Here is a 21,535-nt window from a genome sequence, read left to right as displayed (position 1 = left end):
TGCGCTTTGGTGGCATCCATGAATATCGACTGGGAGAAGCTCCGCCACAAGTAACGGAGCTAACAGGAGACCAGCAGATCATTTTGGAGGTATTGGGTGAGCGCTATCGGCAAATTTATTCCTAAATCAGGTGCGGAATGTCGGTTACAAACTGCTGGGCTCGGCTCAGAAGAAGTGGAAGCGGCTCAAGGGATTTGCGCTGCTGACGTTGGTGGTGAACAACGTGAAATTCAAGGACGGAGTACAGGTCCAGGAGGAGTCAGACAGGAATGCCGCCTGACCCCATACACCAGATTTGACAATAACTCGATGCTGTAGACCATGGCAAGGAAGGTAGTCAGCCCTGCCAACAGCTCCTGACGCACACTGCTACCGCGCGCGGAAATGGAAAAATAAGAGTCCAAAAAGCCGCCGTTCCCTGATTGGGCGGCCATATCTTGCTTTGCCATGACATGTCCTGAAAGTGTGAAGGAAATCGTTTGCGTTTGTGGCGCGCAAAATAGGGTAATCCCCCCATTTTTAGGGGCATTCAAAAGTAGAGGTCATGCGGCCTGTGCCAGACGCTGTTTCGGCGTGTAGCCACCCAGCGCCATATTGGGCCGCTCATGGTTATAAACCCACAGCCAGTTCGTGGCAAACTCCTGTAGTTCATTCAGTGACTCAAACAGGTAATGGCCCAGCCAGTCGTAGCGCACCGTGCGGTTAAAACGTTCGATGTAGGCATTCTGCTGCGGATTTCCTGGCTGGATATAGCCCAGGGTTATCCCCTCCTGTTTCGCCCATCGCTTGAGCTCTTCGCTGATGTATTCCGGGCCATTGTCACATCGGATAATGGCGGGCTTACCTCGCCACGTGATCACCTGCTCCAGCGCCCGTTTGACTCGTGAGGCGGGTAAGGAGAAATCCACCTCGATGCACAGCGCTTCACGATTGAAGTCATCGATCACATTAAACAGCCGCACCGAGCGGCCATCGCTGAGCTGGTCATGCATAAAGTCCATCGACCAGCACTGATTAGGCTGGTCGGGAACCGCCAACGGCTCTGGCTTAGCCCGAACCAACCGTTTCCTGGGTTTTATCCGCAGATTGAGCTCCAGCGCCCGATAGATCCGGTATACCCGTTTGTGATTCCAGCCAAAGCCTTGGACGTTGCGCAGGTACAAAAAGCATAACCCGAAGCCCCAGTTGCGCTGGCTGGCCGTGATACGTAGCAGCCAATCGGCAATTTCCTGGTTTTCATCGACCAGCACGGGCTGATAGCGATAGCAGCTTTCACTGACCTTGAAGATCCGGCAAGCCAGACGGATGGATATGGCGTAGTGAGTCACGGCTTTGGTCGCCATCTCCCGGCGGGCAGATGGCGTTACCACTTTTTTGCCATGGCCTCGGTGATGATCTCTGCCTTGAGGCGCTCCTCGGCGTACATCTTCTTGAGGCGGCGGTTTTCGTCCTCCAGCTCCTTGAGTCGAGCCATGAGGGAGGCATCCATCCCCCCGAATTTGGAACGCCACTTGTAGAAGGTGGTCGTGCTGATGCCATGCTCGCGGCAGAGCTCCGGGACGGGAGCTCCAGCCTCAGCTTGTTTGAGGATGGCGATGATCTGGGTATCGCTAAAGCGTGATGTTTTCATGTAGAACCTCCTGCGTTCAAGGTACGGGAAAATTCTACTTATGAGCACCCTGGTTTTTCGGGGGGATTACCCCTGGAACGTCCCGCTGGAGCCCATTGCAAAAAAAGTGGCGCAATACAACGAAGGCAAGTAGGTCGATTTAGCGGCGCTTACTGATCGGCGTAACCAGATGCTCCTGAACCTTGGGCGCTGCCTTGACGCTTCGGTAATACCAGCTGCGCCGCGGCAAGCCAAACCAACGACAGATTTTACTGACGGAGACCTCGGTACCCTCGGCGCGTAATCCCTGCTAAACATCGGCGACTATCTGTCGTCCTCGCCGAGCAGGGAGGCCAACTTTTTTCTGGCGCGTAACTCCAGCATGGCTTCGCCATAGGCCTCCTGAAGCTCTTTGAGTTGCTTCTCGTACTGCTCGCGGATATCCAACAGCTTGGCGCGCAGAGCGTTCTCCATGCCCTGTTTGGCGTCATTAACCCACTCCTCAATTTCAGAGGGAGCTAAATCGAAGCCGCGAGCCGCCTCGGATACAGTGGTCTTGCCCTGGATGATGTCCATGACCAAAGCGGTTTTGCGCTTGGCGGTCCAACGTTTGATTTCTTCGTCCATCGTAATGCTCATGTCTGTGATCTCCACTCATTATGACCTGAGCAGGATTTCAGTGGGTCCTTACACTTTCTTGTTGGTGGTCATAGGGTGACTCCAGATAACACGGTAGGGGTACCGTTTTGTTATCCGGTGCGAAGCCGTATGACCACTCCCTTTTGTGGGCAACTGTGAGGTGAATATCATCTCCATACAGTTCGTCTGATAATGGCATTCTGTTGTCCTTTCAAAAGGTTAGTGAGAATGCCAGTTATGTAGATTTTTTACACTCTCCCTCATTGCCACTCACTTATCATTCAATAGAAACAAAAATCTGTGTGTTTTCATCCCCAGCTGCGGCGACCCTGCACTGCATTCGCTCAATGAGTTCTTCACCAAGAGAATCAGCAGAGAAATCGAATTTCAGTCTATAACTCTTCTCGCTGCGGTCTGCCTCCCAATATGAAAGGCCTTGGTCAAACTGAATAGTTAGTCGCTTCCCGGAATTAAGCTGAAGTTGTAGCTGTCGGTAGTGGGGTAAGGAGTGGAGGCTGAGTACTTCCCCCTCTAGGCCACAGAATTCCAATGCTTGGCAGATGGCTTCATCCCGCTCCTGAGATGAGAGCCAATCATGCCTGCATTGCCACGGTGTCCGGTTGTCGTTCTTCTGATATTGACGTCCCAAAACTCTGATAGCGAAACTTGAACTGCTGCGTACTCCCAGTTCATGGATCACATTAACCAAATGATTCACAACTAGCGGACTACATACATAACGATCTGTATAGGTGACTTCGGTGATGTGGTCTTTGCCCTCAAAGATGTCATTAAGAAGAACATCAGATACATTTCGAAGATGTTCCCAGAACCTGCCAGCAAAACCGTTGAGGGAGCCATCTAGCTGGTCGGCTATCTCGATCTTGATAAGCTCAGGGGACTTGCCTGGTATCAACTCGCTGGCATTTAGCTCTCGGCCTATCTGCAAGTTTGGCGGACAACCGCGAACAATCAGCGAGCCAGCAGAGGCTAGATCCCAGTCATGCCCTGGAGCAGTAAGGACAATGTTGTTGCTGGCCCATGCGATGTTAGCTTGCGGTCCATGTACTGTGATGTTTAGTGTTAGTTCTCCAAGAGCGGGAATGCTTTTGTGCAAACATAACCCAACTCCGTTAATAGCCAGCTTTGCCAACCATTCCTTCTGATCTTTTGGCAAGGATTCGAAGGTGCTTTCGAGAAAATGCAACTGCACCTGGTGCCCGGCACGCTCCCAGCTATGTAGTTGATGTCGCATTCGGCGAGCAACGGCAAGATCCCACTCCTCGGAGGTCGCAAGGAGATAGACTGCAATGGTCTTGGGGCTGTCATCCTGCGTGATGATTCGTTCAACTGCTTCATGCAAGGTTGTAATTTCGGCTTGGCTATGTGGTCCAAATACTTGAAGGGGGGCAGGCAATGCTAAGCCGGTCAGCCAGGTCTGATTGATCCACTCTAAGGCTGCATGGCGATTAAGACGGTCAGCCTCAAAACGGGTATCAAAACTGAGCAAGCAGTGCTGGCAGGCATGCGAGCAATTACACCTGCTCAGACGTTCGATAACCCGTTGCCACAAGTTTGCGTCATTCAACTGCTCCGCAGCCAGAGTGGTGTAGCCACCGCTACGCAGATCAAACACCCGAATGGCTCTAGCAGTTCGATCCTCTACCCGGATTGGATGGCAGTCACAGCCAAGCTCTTCAGTTTGAATACCAAGTGAAGCGGCAATGGCTTCTCGCAACGCGACAGCAATCGAATAGCCAGTGATATCATCATTGAGAAACTCTCCGCTCAATGGATCTCGTAGTACCAGTTCCAGTGCATCAGTCAGGCAGTCATGACCCAGATGGATATTCTGCTTAATCTTCCAGCTATTGTTGCTGCCGGGGCAGATGTTCTCACCATTATCGTTCTTACCACCGCGCAGTCTTCGATGTTGGGCCTTTTCGCGGAACATGGCCGGGAGATACTGTTCATTGGCCGCAGCAGATTGGTCCGGATAGCTCAACATGGGTTCGGCCTTGCCACACTCGAGACAGATGGCGAAACCTTTCTGGTTAGCTCCTGAACTGTAGTGGAATAGCTGAGACTGTTGGCTCGCACGAAACATACCGAACGCCGGATTGGTTAGATAGATCCAGCGAGCAGGCACATTCAGCCAGGGCGCTTTAACCGGTATATATTGCAGTCGGCTGATGTCGTTGTGAGGATCATCAAAGAAGTCCACTGCAAACCCGGCAGGCACCAAGTATTCATGGATCTGATCGCGCTCAATCGGGTATCCACACTCTTGACAGTTGAGTTCCAGGCCTGGGTTGATGGCCGTATCACTGGCCCCACAGTGTCCACAGCGCCAAGCCTTCTTGAAGAGCTGTAGTTCCTTGACGTTTTCGGCAGAGGCAGGAGCGTGCCAGTTCAGGGTGATGCCAGATGACTTATACACCAAGCCATCCATGACCAGCTCAGCACCAGGAGCATACTCTCGCAGTCCGGTAATACGATCTCGGGAGGCAAGCGAACGATAGCGGGCTCGATTGTCCTCCCGCTGACCCTTTTCATCCAGCTTCAAGGTCTGCATACAGCGATTATCAAAGCTGACAATATCTGTCGGAAAACCATAACCTGGCAAGAAACGCTTATCGGCCAGTTCGCTAAGAAGATATTCATTTTCTATCCGGTTCAGTTGCGCGTCCATGGCTCGATAGGCGGCGGCTTTCTTGTCTTCGACTTGTTGCAGTTGCGTCCGACTTGCCTCATGTTCCTGCAACCATGACTGTGTAATCTCAATAACTCGATTACTTGCTCGTTTTAACAGTTCTGATTGTGGAGTTGAATTGAGAATGCTACGCCGGGTAATGTCCTTGATCGCTTGAGATATAAGATCATCGGCTCCTAGCGCCTGATTCTCACACCACAGAGCGAAGCGTTTGGAAAGAGACATAGGCATCCCGTTATCAAGGAAGAAAGCCCCTGAAGTCATTGCCTTGATCTCTTCGGCCGCGATAACGTGCTTCAGCCAATGAGATAATAACCAGGCGTTGATATGGCGCTGTATCAGTTCAGGGCTTTGCAGTGACACCTTGGGCATACGCATCGCTGTGGTAAATGGCCAAAGAGGGTTATTGAATACGCTTTGGTCATGAGGGGTATTTTTACAAACAGCAAGTGCCAAAGATCTCCCTTCACGGCGTCGGCCTGCTCGACCAGCCCGTTGCAAGTAGTTAGCTGGGTGAGGTGGTACGTTATTCATTGCTACTACGCTGATACCACCAATATCTACACCCATTTCCATGGTGGTTGAACAGCTTAGTAAATTCAGTTTCCCGGCTTTGAATTGATCCTCGTATTTATCCAGTTTGTTTTTTGGTTGCTGGGCGGAGTGTTCTGCCGCACAGAAGTAATTCCCGCCTTCGTTGATCAAATCTGAAACATCAGACCAAAGCGCGCTCTCGCGTAATTTTTGTATTTCTGGTTGGTTATTAAGCCAATCGCGGATGCCCAGCAAGCCTTGATCACCAGAAGCATGCAGAAGTGATTCAGGAGGTCTCGGCATTGTGTAAGGCGCGACTTTCACAACCATCTCCCGATCAGTGCGAGGTGTATAGGGGCTTAGCCCTTCGAACGGAGTATCAATAAATCGCCTTGATACCGGACAAAAATAGGCCTCATGGGGCAGCCGGAAGCTTATTTCGCTCAAATCGAGCTGATAACCATCACCGGAAGAGATCAACAATTTTGCGTGCTGGGTGAGTGCAACCCATGCTTCGTTAAGAATCGAATCGATCTGATCCTGGTGCAAAGAGGGAGACCAATTAAACGCCTTGCAGAGCAACAGAATTGCTCGTGAATGAGCACCGTTGACAGTGTTGACGGTCGGCCATCGCGTGTAGCGTCCGGACAGCTTTTCAGTTTTACCGTTTAGAACAGGGGGGACTACCCACTTCGGGCGGATACGCGCGCCAATCAGGGATTGCCAGCGTCTATCTATATTCAGGATGGTGTTTTCACGGACGAAGAAGTCCAGTAGTACCTTCAAATAAGTACGCCAAGACTCAATAGACTGTTCTTTAGTTGCGCGTGCTGGCCAAGTCATGGGGGTGCTGGTAATTCTCGCCAGCTTGGGATAGCAAACCTGAACCAGTCCTAGTGTTTCCAGGCTGTTGGCTCGTTTGGGACGACGATAAAACTCACGGGCCAGTAGCATCCCAGCTAGGGAAATACTGTCTTGTTTACCGAAGGTATTTGGTGCCAGGCCGTTATAGTAGTCCAACATACCCATTTGCAGCTCTGGAGTGCCAGCAAGATGGTTCACCATGTCCGCCCAACCGATTTCGGCCCCTTTTGATGCGTCGGCTTGTTTCGCCAATAAGCTGCTTAAGTGTTTTTCTTCAAAACGCCCTATTTTTTGTTTGGCTTGAAGCTGTAGTAACTCCTGAAGATCCTGTAAATCTTCCTCGGTAAGTGCATTGGTTGGCTGTGCTTGCAATAACCTATGATACACCAGTCCCCGGATCCGGTTACGTTCGGAGTCCTGTTGTAATTTGACTGCTATGCGAGCAGTTCCTTGGCGGCTGTCGGTAAACGAAATTAGTTTCCGGCCTTGGAAGGGCTTGCCGGAGGGCTCGGGATCCTGCGGGCAAAACTCCAGCAAGGTGCCGATCACTGTGCTTAAGGTAAAGGGAGCGCCAATGCGCGCAGGGCGGAGCAAGCTGCGTCCACTAATTGAGGAACCGCAACAAGGACATTCATTCTGAGTGCTCCTGAATACTTGTAGCTCGATATATTCATCCTTGGGACCATCAAATCTCAGCCTCTGGCTGCTGCGATCCAGATACTCTGGAAAGCTACTGTCAACAACACGATTGGTGATCAAGGAGTGACTTAATAATTCACTATCTTTATCCGGTTCTTCGATATCTGATTGTTCTTCATCCAAAGAAAACTCATCGATTTGTTGTTGTGATGGGTCGATCAGCTTGCCTTGACTGGTGGCCGATGTTTGCAGAAAGCTCTCATTACACTCCTCGCAGGAGACCAGCGGCATAAGAGGTGCGCCGCAGCTGCAATGGGTCCGCTCTTCCAGATACACCATGCCGAATGGCCATTCTGGATGCGCCAGCGGTGTGTTGGCTTTATGTGTGCAGTTACGATCAATACAGGCTCGAATTGCAGGGATAACATTGTGAAAGAGGTGAGCTCGTAACGGTAAAAATGATAGACCTTCGGCATTTTTTGTCCCTGACATCAGGTCGAGCCAGGTAAGCAGTTGTTTTTTAGACAAACCCGAGATTCGTACTAACTCCTGCAGACTTTGTGGTTTTAATTGTCCATCCGTAATGAACAAAGAACGGATCCGAAGGGCTGTTGGACTGGCTTCAAGGCGTTGGTAGCGTAGGGCTGATTGTTCATGCTCACTCTCTATTGCAGCAATTACTTCGGGATGGTCTTGCTCCGTATGTGGTTTAACTTTGTGCAGAGATGGAATGTCCCGATGGCCTTGAACAACATGCACCTGCTCTGGTGGAACACCGCCGATATCAGCAAGGAAATTGCGCAGGTTTTCGATGGTTTTGGCATCCGATCCAAATGTTGCTGAGGTTGCCACAAAACGCACATCCTGCGGATTAACCTGAAAGGCCAGCATCACGCGGCGTAGCAGCAGTGCCATCTCGGCAGCTTGTGAGCCGATATGAGTGTGTGCTTCATCAAGAATGATCCAACGTAGTTTGCCAGCTGATCTTTGTAGAATAGGCTCATCTTCTTTCCGGATGAGCATGTATTCCAACATGGTGGCATTCGTTACAAGAAGTTGCGGAGGACGCGCCCGCAAGCTCTTGCGATCGATTACTTGTCCCTTGTACTTCTGAGCAGATGCCTTCCGCTCATTTTCCAGAGCCCCCGTATAGAGACAGTGGCGAATTTGCCCATCAAAGCCGTCTGTCCAGGCATCCAGGCGATTCTGCTGTGAGTTAATCAACGCATTCAGTGGATAGATGAGCAGTGCGCGGACCCCATCAGGATCTTCATTTCTATCAATCTCCTTCGCCAACTGATTGAGCACCGGCACAAGGAAGCATTCGGTTTTGCCAGAGCCTGTTCCACTGGTAACCACCAACGATTGTGGTTCTGGAGAGTTCAATACCTGCCATGCAGCTAGCTGATGGGTAAACGGATGACGGCTATCGGGGAAATGATATTCCTTGGCCAACTCTTTTGGCGGTTCAGCCATGGCTTTTGCCAGCCGTGTATGGAGTAATTCTCCACCCGCCAGAGAGGCCATGGTTTCATCGCTTTCTTTCCAACCAAAGGTTGATTCGAAGACTGGATCTGCAAGCCAGGCGCCCGGTGTTCCCGGTGTTGCTGTCAACTTCTCATGCAGGAATTGACGTAGATGAGGATTGCCCAGACCGAGCAGGCCTTGGGCCGCACGCTCACTGCGTACACTCAGGTTGGTCATCAGGGCGGAAAAATAGTTTTTTTGATAAAGCATCAGATTCATTTCCCAATAGAGTATGTTTGGGCCATGGCTAAGCCGGTTTGATAGGCTGCATCAAACCAGACGGTATCGAGTTGGCGAGTTGTTCTCAGACTAAACAAGCGCGCCGGATCGGATTGCCACAGCTGGCCTTTTCCCGCATAGACATCGAAGGCCGCCATAAAAGGCCGAATAACTACACCAAGCTTGAAATCCGTCACTGGCAATTTGCTTCTATCGAGCAACCTGTTTCCATACATTGATCTCCTGAGTTCTTCGCGCTCTGCATGACAGAGATCAAGGTCTCGTTGCGTTTCTGGAGGGTTTCGCCGAAACATTTGCTGCATAGCCGAGTTTTCTCCATCGAACAGATGGTCAAGCCAATATTCGATGAGCATCAACGGGTTTTTGAAGAAGAAGCTAACATCCTGACTATTGAGTCCGAAATACTGGTGGAATCCTTGTTCAAAAATAAAGCTCAGTGCCGGTTGCCAGCGAGCTAAGTAGTGGCTCTTACTCTGGATGTCATTGCGGATTGCCTCTAATCGGCGCGAATTTTCAGCGGGGAGCTGCTGGCGAATTTTTGTGAAGGTGCTGAACCAATGTTCTGGGGCTATTAGTAGCCACTCAAAAGGGAGTTCAGATGGTAGGCGCTCGGCCATCCGACTGGAGAAATTGTCCAGAAGCAGTGTGGCCATGGCTAGCGCCAGCGGTTCACGGATCAGAGCCTGGCAAATATCCAGACTGGCCAAAGGCAGGTGATGCAACTTATCTAGGAGCTGTTCCAGTGTTAGCCAATCCTCATTCTCTGGATCTGCAGCCATCAACTGGAGGGCGGTTCTGAGCATACTCATCCGTGTTGGACTGTCGGCTTCGCATAGAGCTTTGCGCAGAGGAGAGAAATCATCCGGTGGGCTGATGGCTGTCGCTATCGCTATCGTTGGTCTGCAATGTAGTTGAGTGTGGTCGTTCGTATAAATTAGCCATGGTCCAACGGCATCTTCTGGTAAGTCTATTTGCCAGTTACCGGTGAATGCCTGTTCGGAAAGACATAATGGTAGGTTGACTGGATCACGCTCTGGTTCGGCTAATGGTAATGCCTGCAAAAGTTCTTCTGCTTCGGTTTGTTCGAGAATTATTTCTCGGGCATTGTCGCTCAAGAAGGCTATGTGATTTTCTAGGCAGATGCGTGTCGAGTATCTTCCGACCTCCAAACTGGCATGCGTCTGATGGCCGTGAATCAGTTCAAGCAAGACGGTGTGATCAAGTCTCGGATGGCAGGAAAGCATTTGCTGAATCTTTGGGATTAATTCAAACAAACGAATTTCTCGCACACCGATATATTTGATTTCCTGTGAGAGGCTGGTTCGACTTTTGAGTCCAATGGTTGATAGTCGCAACCGCCAGTGTGCTGCTCCTTGGGCTGACATCAATATGGCTCTGCATCCGACCAGCTCTCCAATGGTCAATACCTGGTTGTTTTCAAGTGGCGTGTTATTACGCAATAGCGTGACGCCATAAGCAGGGAAAGGCAGTGTCAGTTTTTGTTCCCCCCCCGGCCACTGCAAACTGAGTGGCACAGAGGTAACTGGGCGGGCAGAGTTGCTCTTCAAGTCCAAAATCAAGTCTGAACCATCGTGCTTTGTTTTTAGTTCTATCTCCTCGGTTTCAGAGCGGACCGGCAGATTAGGCCAGTTTACAAGTCGAATTATTCCCTCGAGGGGGCTTATGCCCGGTTTGTAAGTAATCCCTGCATCAGGCGGAAGAATCACAGCACGAGTACTGAGCAATCGTTGCTGATCTTTTCTCCAGATCAACCGACATAAACCAGGCGCCTTCGTTTGCTCAAGCCGCTGTTCGCTATTTTGTACGCTGGCAAAAAGTTCATGGGACGGAACATCACTGGCATAACCACTCTCCTGAACAACCCGTAGACGCGGCGTACCACAGAACAGTAATCCAGGCGTGGAGGTTGCCTCGATGGTATTACCCGTCCAATGGCTATCAGGGAGTGCAGGCACACAGGAAGAAATGTGTACCCTGAATGTCTGACGTTGGTAAACGAGCCGAGTGTCGCCAGCAGGCAGTTCCATCAACTTCATGCCATTCGATAGATTATTGCAGAGCTCTTGTGCTTCACCTTCCTCGGAAAAGACAATTGTCTTGGGGGGAATGGCAACCAGTGCAGAGGATCCTTTGAGCCGAGCATCACCCTGTGCAATCAGGCGAGCAAATGGCGGCGTGTTCTCAAAGATCAACGGCTCATCATGACTTAATTCTTCCCCACCAGGCAGGTTGGCAATATGTAGTGTGGCCCCCCAACGACTGACAATCAGCTGAGCTGAGTCATGTAAGGCTTGAATCAATGGTAGGGGTTTGGCTATCAGCTGATATTTGTCTCCTCGGAGTAAGGCTTCACCTGCCATGTACTCTTGCTCCCCAACACGCAAGACCAGTTGAAAATGTGGTGGTAGCTGCTCGCAGGGAAAGCCAAGCGCGTTGGCAACATGCTCACGATTGGCTTGAGCTTGCATAATAAAAGAAAGTTCATACTGGGGCGGGGAACCATCGGTACTAAGGCGCAGCCCTTTCAGGATCTGAAAAGGTGTCTGCCGCGACAGGGGGGGGATGCTGACTACACTTCTCACAAGTCCCTTGATCAGGCTGGCCGCAGCTTGACTATCAAGCGTTATTGGAAATATATCCTCCCAGTCTGGACACTCTTTCTGTAACTTGCCTATGGGGTCGGACACATCATGAAGCTCATACGTGGCTCGGATATGCAGCACTGCTTTGATGAGGTTATCCAAAAGTTCATAGACGGGCGACTGTTGATAACACACTGGCAAGAGCGCGGCTTGTGCTTCAACAGCTTGACGCAGTTGTTCATCGTGTAGGTTGTAGTGCAACGCCTGCTCGGTGACCATTCTAAGGAGTCTGGCCAGTCCGCCTTGGGCCGATTCCACCAAACGCATCGGTAGGCCACCACTCATGGCGACCAGGCCGATAAAACGTTTGCCTTCGGTTTTGATCGAAGTTTGCAGGCACCATTGTTGATGCCCGTCAATGACCAGATTCCGGATTTTATCGTGGGATAGACTCTTTAGTCCTGCTGCTTCGCAAAGCGGTCCCCAGCGCCATGCTCCACCAGCATAATCACGTTTCCACCATTCAGCCGCGAAGAGGAGCCAAGCAGCAGGGTAGTGCCGAGACAAATGGAACTTGTCTGCATAATTTTGTAAGAGGCGTTTTAATGACTCGAATTCATCCGTCGAAGTTTTGTACGCGAAAAGTGGACGCTCATCAGGATGTTTTAACCCACGTCTTGCTAAAAATTCCGAAATCCATTGGTTAATTTGCACTTTGATTTCCCTTTTCCCGATTCATCATGACGCGCCACAAAACGGCAATCCAAGAGTCATTTCATCTAAAAAAATTACGACGATTTACATCCCCACCATTCTTTGGGCGCTTTGCATCCATGAGGCTTTGAAGGCGAGGTCGTTGGCGAACAGCTTATAGAGCTCCAGTTCGTCTTTGCGGCGTGCCAGCATGACCTCTTTCATGATTTTCTCGAAGGCCAGTTCCCGGTTGATCGGGTCCGGGTTGTTCTGATACTTGGCCTCGAAATCGGGGTGCTTTTTCACGCTATCGATGATGTTCACGAACTTCACCTTCTGCTCTTCCGGGGTCGAGCTCCAACCCTGGAACCACTTCTCGTTAAAGCTCTTGATGATCTCGTCCAGCGGGTCGGTCTCTTTTTCTGTGCCGTGAGCGCCGCGTGGATTGGGGTTTTGTGGATCGAGCTCTGAATCGTCGGCGTCCAGGGTGATGGTGTGATTGAGCTTCACACGCTGCAGGCCGTAGGAGGAGAGATCTACCGATTCGAGCAACTCATCGAGCAGGTCGGCATCCGGATCTTCCACCTTGAGCTTGGGGATCAGGAACTTGAGGAACCAGAACAGTTTTTCCCACGTCAGCATGTCATAGGGCATGATGGCGGCCATCTGGCCGTAGATTTTCACGAACTGCTTGGCCTTGATCTTGATGTCGGCCTTCTCTTCGTTACTTAGCTCCAGCTCATGATTGAAGCGCTCAGCGGCCTTATCGATGATGACGCTAAGCTGCTGGGCGTCTTCGTTGTTGAAATAACGCGCCACAAAATCCTCGACCTCGAACCACTCGTAGACAGCGCTATCGTCCAGCGCGTCCTTGAGCTCATGCAGCACATTGATGTCGGTGGCGCCGGAGAGCGAGGTGGCGGTGTAGAAGGGATCGAACGCTGCCTTCATGTCGTCTACCGAGTTGAAGAAATCGAGGACAAACAGATCTTCGGTCTTCTTGCCCCACTTGGGCGCGGCGCGGTTCAGGCGGGAGAGGGCCTGCACGCACAACACGCTAGCCAGCTTCTTGTCGACGTACATGGTGCAGAGCTTGGGTTGATCGAAACCGGTCAGGTATTTGTTGGCCACAATCAGCAGCCGATACTCATCGGTATCGAATTTGTCACGGGTATCGTTCTCGGGGAACCCGTTCAGATCAGCCTCTGTGTATTCAATGCCATCCACCTCCTTGCTGCCGGAGAAGGCAATCAGCGCCTTGAACGGATTACCCAGCGCCTCCAGCTGGCGGGTAATGGCCTTGTAATAGCGGATAGCCGAGATGATGTTCTGCGTCACCACCATGCCCTTGCCTTTGCCCTTGAGCTTCTTGGCATTCACCACATGGGGAATAAAGTGCTCGAGCATGATCTCGGCCTTAACGTCGATCGTCTCCTGGCTGCCTTCCACATAAGCGCGCAGTTTCTTCTGTGCCTTCTTGCTGTCAAACAGCGGGTTATCTTCGATGGATTTGCTGATCTCGTAATAGCTGCGGTAGGTGGTGTAGTTGGCCACCACATCGAGGATGAAGCTCTCCTCAATCGCCTGCTTCATCGAATAGAGGTGAAAGGGCTGGTAGGTGCCATCGGCCTGTTTCTGGCCGAACTTCTCCAGCGTGGTGTTCTTCGGCGTGGCGGTGAAGGCAAAGTAGGAGGCGTTGCCGCGCATCTTGCGCGCGCGCATGGCCTGCAGGATCAGATCCTGGGTGTCCTCCATCTCCTCCTCGGTGTGTATCTTGCCCATCGCCGCGTTCATCTTGCCGTGGGCATCCCCGGATTGAGAGCTGTGTGCCTCATCGATGATCACCGCAAAGCGCTTGTCGCTCAGATCGCTGATGCCATCGACGATAAACGGGAACTTCTGGATGGTGGTGATGATGATCTTCTTGCCGTTCTCCAGGGCTGACTTGAGTTCGGATGACTTGTTGGCGGGCGCTATGATGTTTTTGACCTCGGAGAACTCCTTGATGTTCTCGCGCAGCTGTTTGTCCAGCAGTCGCCGGTCGGTGACGACGATGACCGAATCAAACAACGGCTGATCGACGGCCTTGGCTCCATGCACATTGACGCTTGCCGGGTAAACCTCGATCAGCTGGTAGGCGGCCCAGGTGATGGAGTTGGATTTGCCAGAACCTGCCGAGTGCTGAATAAGATAGGTCTGACCTACGCCGTGGTGGCTGGCATGGTCTATCAGCCTGCGCACCACATCCAGCTGATGGTAGCGGGGGAAGTACAGGGTGCGTTTGCTCAGCAACTCTTTGGCTGACCCATCCAGACGCACAAAGTGCTGGATGATGTTAGCCAGGCTCTCCTTGGTGAAGACCTCTTGCCACAGATAGGCGCTCTTATGGCCGGTTGGGTTCGGCGGGTTCCCCTTGCCATGGTGATGCCCCTTGTTAAAGGGCAGGAAGAAGGTCGCATTCCCGGCCAGCTTGGTGGTCATATAGACTTCGTCGGTATCGACTGCCATATGCACCAAGCAGCGGCCAAAGTTGAGTAGCGGCTGATTGATATCGCGATCTTCCCGGTACTGCTTCTGGCCGTGGTAACGGGCATTCTGGTTGGTCCAGGGGTTTTTCAGCTCCAGGGTGATGAGCGGGATGCCGTTGATAAACAGCACCATGTCGATCTCTTGCTTGGGGTTCTGCGCCGAGTAGGCCACCTGGCGGGTACAGCTAAAGAGGTTGGCGGCAAAGTGTTGGTGCACAGCCGTACTGCTGCTGGCCAGCGGGGCCGGGTACATCAAGGTCAGGTGGGCATCGTCAAGGCTCAACCCTTTTTTCAGCAGATGCAGTACCCCCTGTTTTTGCATGATGCGGTCGAAACGCTCCAGCACCTTGCGTTGCCAGTCATGGGGGTGATGCTGCTTGAGCTTGGCCAGCTCCGAGGCTTGGGTGGTCTCGAGAAATTGCCAGAACAGCCGGGTATCGATGGCGTACTGCTTGTCAAAATCGCTAGCCAGCCCCAGCACAAAGCCATGATGGGGCTTGGCATAGACAGCGGCCGCTTCGCCGATGCCACTGCCGAGCGTTTCCAGACACTGGCCGGTCAGGGCCTGCTCGATGGCCGCTTCAAGGGCCTGTTCTTTGGTATTGCTGACCATGCATACTCCCTGCTCGTTATTTCTTGTTAACCTGCCAGTGGCCGTTTTTCTTGGGCCCGATAAATGTCAGTGCCCCTTGGGCTTTAAGCTTGGCGACGGCGCGTTCCACGGTGGAAAGCGCCTTACCCAGCCGCTGTGCTACCTCGGCTAGCGTGATCTGCGGATGCTGTTGCAGCAGACTCAGGATCTGTTCCGGGGTTTTTAGTGGTGTTTGTACCCGCATTTCTACCTGCGTTTCTACCCGCGTTTTTTCACTATCCGCTTGGGTATGGATGGCTTCTTGCAGGCTGTCTTCAATGGCTTGCAGTAAAAACTCGATAAAGGCGGAACAATGGCTTTTCTGATCCGATTCAGTCAGTAACTGGTAATAGGTTTGCTGGCGATGTTTGATGACGGTTTCCACCGGCAGGAACGCGAGCATGGGTTGCCAGTGGCTTAAAATCAGGGTTTGCCACAAGCGCCCGATACGGCCATTGCCATCACCAAACGGGTGAATAAATTCAAACTCGTAATGAAAGGCGGCCGAGGCGATGAGCGGGTGGGCGTCGGTGTGCGCTAACCAGTCGAACAGATCGGCCATCAGGCGCGGGATCTGGCTGGCCGGTGGGGCCATATGCACCAGCTGTTCACCGCGATAGATGCCAGCTCCTTTACTGCGCCAGTGGCCAGCATCATCAATCAGGCCATGCAGCAATAAGGCATGTGCGGCCAGTAAGTCGTCGATCTGATGCGGGTGCCACTGCTCCATTGCTTCATAAGCGGCAAAGGCATTGCGCACCTCCTGGATCTCTTTGGGTAGACCCAGCACGGTTTTGCCCGCTAACACGGCGGTGACCTGTTCCAGCGTCAGGGTGTTTTGCTCCACGGCCAGCGAGGCCTGAATAGTTTTAATGCGGTTGCCACGGCGCAGCTCAGGCACCAGCCGGTTTTGGTTGGCCGCCTTCCATGTGCCAATCAGCTCGCCGATGCGGGCCACATGGCGCATCATGGTGTGGGTGAGCTGAAACGGTGGTTGATAGCCCATGGCTAGACCACCTTAATCTTACCGGTCACGGCGCTATTAATCAGAGTGGTTTTGTATTCTTTTAAAGCTTCAATCTGCTGTTCTTGCAGAGACAGAGCCTTGTCGATAACGTCCGATTCTTTTTGAACGTGTTCAATTATGTAGTTTTGCTCTTCGAATGAGGGGAAGCCCATCTCCATGTCGAAGAACATATGGCCATAAAATCTCAGTCGAGATGAATGCAGACCAGTAGAAACCTTATTGTAATGCTCAATGTAGTTTGTTGATTTTAAGAGATACTCTAAGAAAATAGGATTAAACGTACTTTCTGCTTTCGCCCTGAAAACCCCATATGACGGACTTACAATGCCTCTTCTATCTGAGACACCCAGAGCTCCCATCCACGCCCACATAATGTTAAATACGAGGTCATTTTTTTCACAGGTTTTAGAGCCGGAATAATCCTCAGCCATAAACATATTGACGTTCTTTTCAGAACGGGGTGTAACGCCTGTGATGTGCGACACGGAAAGTAATTCCTCATCGCCATTCACAGAGCGCTCATCTATTTCATTGAACAAATATTTAGCTCGTTTAACGATCCAATGCTCCGGGATCTTGCCAATCCACTCCACACCGGAATCTTTCATCGGCACAGTCGGGTCGAGACCTTGGGTCACAGCCTGCTGGATCAGGATCTGCTTGCGCTCGTTAAGCAGCGCGATCTGCTGCTCCTTGATGGCAATCGCTTCGTCAATCTGGTTGGTTTTCGTATCCAGAAAATTGGCGATGGCGGTTTGTTCAATATACGAAGGTAAAGCAACAATTGTTCTCCTCAAATGAGGCCAATATAAATTTCTCTGGATAGTTCCAACACCTTTTGAACAGATAAGATATTGCGACACCATGCTTCCATCACGGAAAAGATAATTGGCATATTTAGGGTTTATCTCTTTAGATAGAGATAAGACTAGGTAGGCGGGACTAACTATTCCAATATGGTTGGATACGCCAACAGAACCTCTCCATGCTTGCTGGTTGTTTAATACGAAATCCCCTTTTTCCACAAATTGATATTTTGATAGATCAAGGCTGGTGACGTTTGTGCGCTTTTCGTCCACATCGCTGAATTTAATTACCCCTCTATCTAGATAGACGGAGAGTAATTCCTCATCTTGCTTGTTGATGATGGATTTTATTTTTGCGATTTTGAATAAAGGGTAGATATCCCAGCAAGATGGGATATCTCCAAAGAATGGATTGCCACTCCATTTATAAGTTTTATATTTTTGCATAGCAGTCAGCGTCATCATTATCGTCTCCTGCTTATGCCTGGGGTAGGGATGTGGTGAGACCCAAAATCTGGGCAATCAGGCCATCGGCTTGTTTTTCCAGCGTCAAGATCTCCTGAGCGACGGTCTCGAGTGAGCGCAGCGGTTTATGGCAGTAGAAGTACTTGTTAAAGCTGATTTCATAGCCGATCTTCACCGATTCCATATTCAGCCAGGCTTCCCCGACATGGGGTTTGACCTCATCGAGGAAGTACTGGTAGATGCTCTGGCTCAGTGGCACCGACTCGCTGTCGCGCAAGTCGCTGCTGCTCTCGTAAGTCACGAATTCGCCTTTTTTGCCAGTGGGGTAGTAACCGAAATCCGGCAGATCGGCCTCTTCACAGCTATAGCGCTCCAGCAGTTCGGCCAGCTTATCGGCGTTGAGTTTGACCACCTTTTTCACCACCTTGGCGGCGGTGTCGTCATACCAGCTGACGGCATTGAGGATGGCGTTTTTATCGGTCGCCGAGAGTTTGAGTTGGTTGGCCTTGAGTGCGGCATCGACCTCGTCTTTAAACTGGTTGAAGTCGTTGAACTCCTGGTCACCGATGCTCTGCATCAGGGTCTGGGCCACAAACAGCAACTGCCGGGCGTCGAGCCAGAAGCCGGTATCGAGCAGTTTGCCCTTGGCCTTGGTATTGAGGCTGATCTCGTTCTGTTCGCACCACTCGAGGATGGCGTTGCTGTGTTCCTGCAAGAAGCCGGGGGTATAGACCTTTTCCTGATAGCGGTCGTAGCAGTAGGCCATCACCTCGGCCAGCGACTTGTCAAAGCGCAGGCTTGCGATGCGCTCGGCGCTAAATTGGGCCTTGCGGCGGTCCGGCCGCTCGACGGTGACCTTGTAGTAACCAAAATCCTCGTTTTTGAACACCTTGCTGGCGATGCCGATCGGGTCACCATTAGCGTCCAGCTGGCGTTCTACATTGCTACAGGCGAGATAGGTGTTGGTGATTTCTTCAATATGCTTGGGGACAAATTCGCAGTTCTTGTTTCCCAGGTTCTTGCGCAGTTTGCGATAGAGCAGGCTGGCATCGATCAGCTGTACCTTGCCTTGACGTGAGTGCGGCTTGTTGTTGTTCAGCAGCCAGATATAGGTGGTAATGCCGGTGTTATAGAACAGGTTGTTCGGCAACTGGACGATAGCCTCGAGCATGTCGTTTTCAATCAGATAGCGACGGATATTGCTCTCGCCACCGCCCGCATCACCGGTAAACAGGCTAGAGCCGTTATGCACCGAGGCAATGCGGCTACCCAAGGGGCTGGTGATGGGGGACTTCATCTTGCTGACCATTTCCATCAAAAACAGCAGCTGACCATCGCTGGAGCGTGGCGTGGCATCACAGCCCTTGGGATCCACTTCTCCCCAGTAATCGGCCAGCTGCACTTTGAAGCGGCTATCGATGACCTCAGTCCCTTCCTTGATGTATTTCTGCTCCGAGGCCCAGCTCTTGCCGTAGGGCGGGTTGGAGAGCATAAAGTCAAAGCGCATCTGGGAGAACTCATCGGTCGACAGGGTCGAGCCGACCTTGATGTTGGCCGGGTCATTGCCCTTGATCATCATGTCGGACTTACAAATGGCGTAGGTCTCGTCGTTGATCTCTTTGCCGTAGAGGTGAATATCGCGACTGGCACCCTGGGCCGGGTATTTTTCTTCGATAAAGTTCTGGGACTCGGTCAGCATGCCGCCGCTGCCGCAGGCCGGATCATAGATGGTGAGGGTAAGCGGCAGTTGATCCTGGATCGGGTCAAACACCAGGTGGGTCATCAGCTCGATCACCTCACGCGGGGTGAAGTGTTCCCCGGCCTCTTCGTTATTCTCTTCGTTGAATTTGCGGATCAGCTCTTCGAACACATAGCCCATGCCGAGGTTGGTCAGGGCGGGCAGTTTATTGCCCTCCGGATCTTCACCGTCCTCTGGCGTCAGGTTGATATAGGGGGAGATAAATTTCTCGACCACATCCAGCAATACCTGTTTGTCGGCCATATGGCGGATCTGCGCCTTGAGATTAAAGCGGCTGATGATCTCTTTGACGTTATCGCTGAAGCCATTGAGGTATTCATTGAAGTTTTCCAGCAGGATCTGCTGGTTATTGGTGGCCGCATTGAACAGGGAGTTGAGCGTCCATTTGGAGATGTTGTAGAAGACATAACCGGAGGCGGCTTTGAGCGGCTCTTCGTCCAGCTCGACGGCATTCATCTCCTGTTGCTGGAAATGGACGTCGTCCAGTACCGCTTGCTTGGTGGGTTCAAGCAGGGTGTCCAAGCGACGCAACACCACCATTGGCAGGATCACATCACGATACTTGCCGCGCACATAGACATCGCGCAGGCAGTCATCGGCAATACTCCAGATAAAAGAAACCAGTTTGTTGTGTACACTGTGATCCATCTTGTTGTCCTGTCTTTCCGGGCTCGCCCGGTAAAAAATAAAAAATTAAGTTCGACCCGGTGCCAACGTCGCATTGCTGACGTTATCGAGGCAGTCCGGATTTGCCAGCCAGAGCTGATATTCGGGGCCGTCGAGATGATGGTCGGCGGAACAGTCCACATTCCACAGGCGCAGCAGATAACCCGCCGTGGCGGCCCGCACTGTGACGTGTCTGACACCGTCTGTCATGGCGTAGTCGAGGGCGATGGCCTCGGGGTACTGACGGGCAGGGTGGGGCCTAAGCGCCAGCGTTACCTGCGTTGTCCATTGAGCATCTACGTCTGGGAGCTCTTCTGCTCGGGCCTTCTCTTCGGCCAGCAGTTGCGCGTGAGCGATGCGCGTCAGTACGAAATCCCGGAACTCGCTATGCGTGCGGTCATAGGCGCGGACATGCCAGCGCAAGCCGCTGTCGACCAGCGTGTGCGGCACTATGTCCCGCACCGTTTCCCCGCTACTGAGCGAGACATAGCGGATGCGTAGGGCACAGCGACGGTAAATCGCTGCGGTCAGTTGGGCGACAATCGCCAGTGCCGGTTGATTGAGGTGGTGCGGCGCCTCACAGGCAAAGGGCAGCATGCCTTTGCCAGAGAAGCCGTCGCCAAAGCCCTGACTCAAGGTGGCGAGGGTACGCAGCGGGTCATACTCAAACAGTGACGCAAACGCCGCGCCGCGGATGTGCACTCGTCGCTTGGCATCGTATTCGATGTTTTGCGGTGCCAGCTCGCGATAGAGCATGAAGTCTTTGGTGACCTGAGCGGGCGCCATGTTAAAGCGAGTAATCAGATCGGCCCGCACCGCTTCACCTTTGAACATCAAGGTGAAGTCGATATGGGCGATCCGCTCTCGAGTCGCCTGTGGCAGGGCCTCGAGACGTTTCTGGATGACGCTGGCTAACATCAATACTTGCACCTGATAAAAAAGATTAGGTTCATCGTAAAACAATCCAATGCGCTTGGAAACCATTAGTTGAGTAAAAAAACTAGATGCAGATGGCACTTCTTCACATCTACATCTGTTCACGCCAGCTGTATGGTCAAAAGTCGATTTGCGCGTCAGTGGTAGTGAGACTTGGCGGCAAGACGGGCATAGAACACCAGTTCAGCGAGAATTTTGAGACGCGCCTCCGCGTAGGCGTCTCTTTTGGCGTTTATTAGCCGCATATACGCCGCGAAAATCAGCTGGGGGGCATCAAAATCGATCCGTTCCCCTCGATACAGGACATACATAGGCCGGGTCGACTCACCTTGCGCTTTGCCAGCAAAAAAACAGAAGGCAGCGGTGACGACCTGTTGCGCCGTCTTCTTTCGTCCCAAGTTCAGCTTCTTATCGCCGTGAGTCACGAAATAGAACACAAAGTCATCCATCAAGCGCTTGGATATCTGAATATCCTTATGGCCAGGTGAAAGTCGATAGTCACTCGTTGGCTCTTGTTGTGGCGGCTTAGCCCAAGGTGAAACACCTTGATGGGCTTGGTAGTGAACCGTCACGTTAAGTGATACCTCTGTATTTTTCATATTTACCTCCGGTTGATGGATGATGAATTACCTCTTCTTTATTACTGGATCGGGCGG

General features: G+C 51.8%; 10 protein-coding genes and 2 pseudogenes. 1 reads left to right on the top strand and 11 read right to left on the bottom strand.

Going from position 1 to position 21,535, the window contains the following annotated elements:
- Window positions 1-145 precede the first annotated feature (145 nt).
- Window positions 146-280 (top strand): annotated as a pseudogene (locus MUW49_RS05455) (IS256 family transposase); the annotation flags it as partial.
- Window positions 281-287: 7 nt separating this feature from the next.
- On the opposite strand, the pseudogene MUW49_RS05450 reads toward MUW49_RS05455, so the two are convergent.
- From MUW49_RS05450 to MUW49_RS05400, 11 genes and pseudogenes are all read right to left on the bottom strand, one after another.
- Window positions 288-449 (bottom strand): annotated as a pseudogene (locus MUW49_RS05450) (permease); the annotation flags it as partial.
- A 93-nt stretch (window positions 450-542) separates the two neighbouring features.
- Window positions 543-1,630, bottom strand: a protein-coding gene (locus MUW49_RS05445) for an IS3-like element ISKpn10 family transposase (RefSeq protein ID WP_099368947.1) whose coding sequence is annotated in 2 segments (ribosomal slippage) — window positions 543-1,378 and window positions 1,378-1,630 — 1,089 coding nt in all. Because the reading frame shifts where the segments join, the coding sequence is not laid out codon by codon here.
- A gap of 303 nt (window positions 1,631-1,933) precedes the next feature.
- Window positions 1,934-2,248: a transposase gene (locus MUW49_RS05440; RefSeq protein WP_113978622.1), complete on the bottom strand. Its 315-nt coding sequence runs from the start codon at window positions 2,246-2,248 to the stop codon at window positions 1,934-1,936.
- A 277-nt stretch (window positions 2,249-2,525) separates the two neighbouring features.
- Complete coding sequence (locus tag MUW49_RS05435; protein ID WP_204509408.1) at window positions 2,526-8,744, bottom strand: DEAD/DEAH box helicase; 6,219 nt, start codon at window positions 8,742-8,744, stop codon at window positions 2,526-2,528.
- On the bottom strand, window positions 8,741-12,082 hold the full coding sequence (locus MUW49_RS05430; protein WP_204509409.1) for an STY4851/ECs_5259 family protein: 3,342 nt from the start codon (window positions 12,080-12,082) through the stop codon (window positions 8,741-8,743). The genes MUW49_RS05435 and MUW49_RS05430 overlap by 4 nt, the downstream gene beginning before the upstream one ends.
- 84 nt (window positions 12,083-12,166) lie before the next feature.
- Window positions 12,167-15,202, bottom strand: a complete 3,036-nt coding sequence (locus MUW49_RS05425) for a type I restriction endonuclease subunit R (RefSeq protein WP_113978626.1) — start codon at window positions 15,200-15,202, stop codon at window positions 12,167-12,169.
- A 16-nt stretch (window positions 15,203-15,218) separates the two neighbouring features.
- On the bottom strand, window positions 15,219-16,226 hold the full coding sequence (locus MUW49_RS05420) for a Fic family protein (protein WP_113978627.1): 1,008 nt from the start codon (window positions 16,224-16,226) through the stop codon (window positions 15,219-15,221).
- Window positions 16,227-16,228: 2 nt separating this feature from the next.
- Entirely contained in the window at window positions 16,229-17,518 is a 1,290-nt protein-coding gene (locus tag MUW49_RS05415) for a restriction endonuclease subunit S (protein WP_204509410.1), read from the bottom strand.
- A gap of 13 nt (window positions 17,519-17,531) precedes the next feature.
- The gene (locus MUW49_RS05410; protein WP_113978629.1) at window positions 17,532-19,925 is read right to left on the bottom strand and encodes a class I SAM-dependent DNA methyltransferase; all 2,394 of its coding nucleotides are present in this window, start codon (window positions 19,923-19,925) and stop codon (window positions 17,532-17,534) included.
- 45 nt (window positions 19,926-19,970) lie between these two features.
- A complete protein-coding gene (locus MUW49_RS05405; RefSeq protein ID WP_113978639.1) occupies window positions 19,971-20,861 on the bottom strand; it encodes a WYL domain-containing protein in 891 nt (296 codons plus the stop codon).
- A 155-nt stretch (window positions 20,862-21,016) separates the two neighbouring features.
- Window positions 21,017-21,478, bottom strand: a complete 462-nt coding sequence (locus tag MUW49_RS05400) for a hypothetical protein (protein WP_133280082.1) — start codon at window positions 21,476-21,478, stop codon at window positions 21,017-21,019.
- Between the last annotated feature and the right edge of the window lie 57 nt (window positions 21,479-21,535).

This window comes from Aeromonas sp. LsrichE-8G (genome assembly GCF_022869435.1).
In the GTDB taxonomy this organism is placed as follows: Bacteria; Pseudomonadota; Gammaproteobacteria; order Enterobacterales; family Aeromonadaceae; genus Aeromonas; species Aeromonas caviae.
Note: the sequence above shows the minus strand (reverse complement) of the source record. Positions and strands in the feature narration are given on the sequence as shown.

Coding starts and splice junctions, on each gene's coding strand:
- MUW49_RS05440 (WP_113978622.1), bottom strand. CDS start 2,248: ATGAGCATTACGATGGACGAAGAAATCAAACGTTGGACCGCCAAGCGC.
- MUW49_RS05435 (WP_204509408.1), bottom strand. CDS start 8,744: ATGAATCTGATGCTTTATCAAAAAAACTATTTTTCCGCCCTGATGACC.
- MUW49_RS05425 (WP_113978626.1), bottom strand. CDS start 15,202: ATGGTCAGCAATACCAAAGAACAGGCCCTTGAAGCGGCCATCGAGCAG.
- MUW49_RS05420 (WP_113978627.1), bottom strand. CDS start 16,226: ATGGGCTATCAACCACCGTTTCAGCTCACCCACACCATGATGCGCCAT.
- MUW49_RS05415 (WP_204509410.1), bottom strand. CDS start 17,518: ATGATGACGCTGACTGCTATGCAAAAATATAAAACTTATAAATGGAGT.
- MUW49_RS05410 (WP_113978629.1), bottom strand. CDS start 19,925: ATGGATCACAGTGTACACAACAAACTGGTTTCTTTTATCTGGAGTATT.
- MUW49_RS05405 (WP_113978639.1), bottom strand. CDS start 20,861: ATGTTAGCCAGCGTCATCCAGAAACGTCTCGAGGCCCTGCCACAGGCG.
- MUW49_RS05400 (WP_133280082.1), bottom strand. CDS start 21,478: ATGAAAAATACAGAGGTATCACTTAACGTGACGGTTCACTACCAAGCC.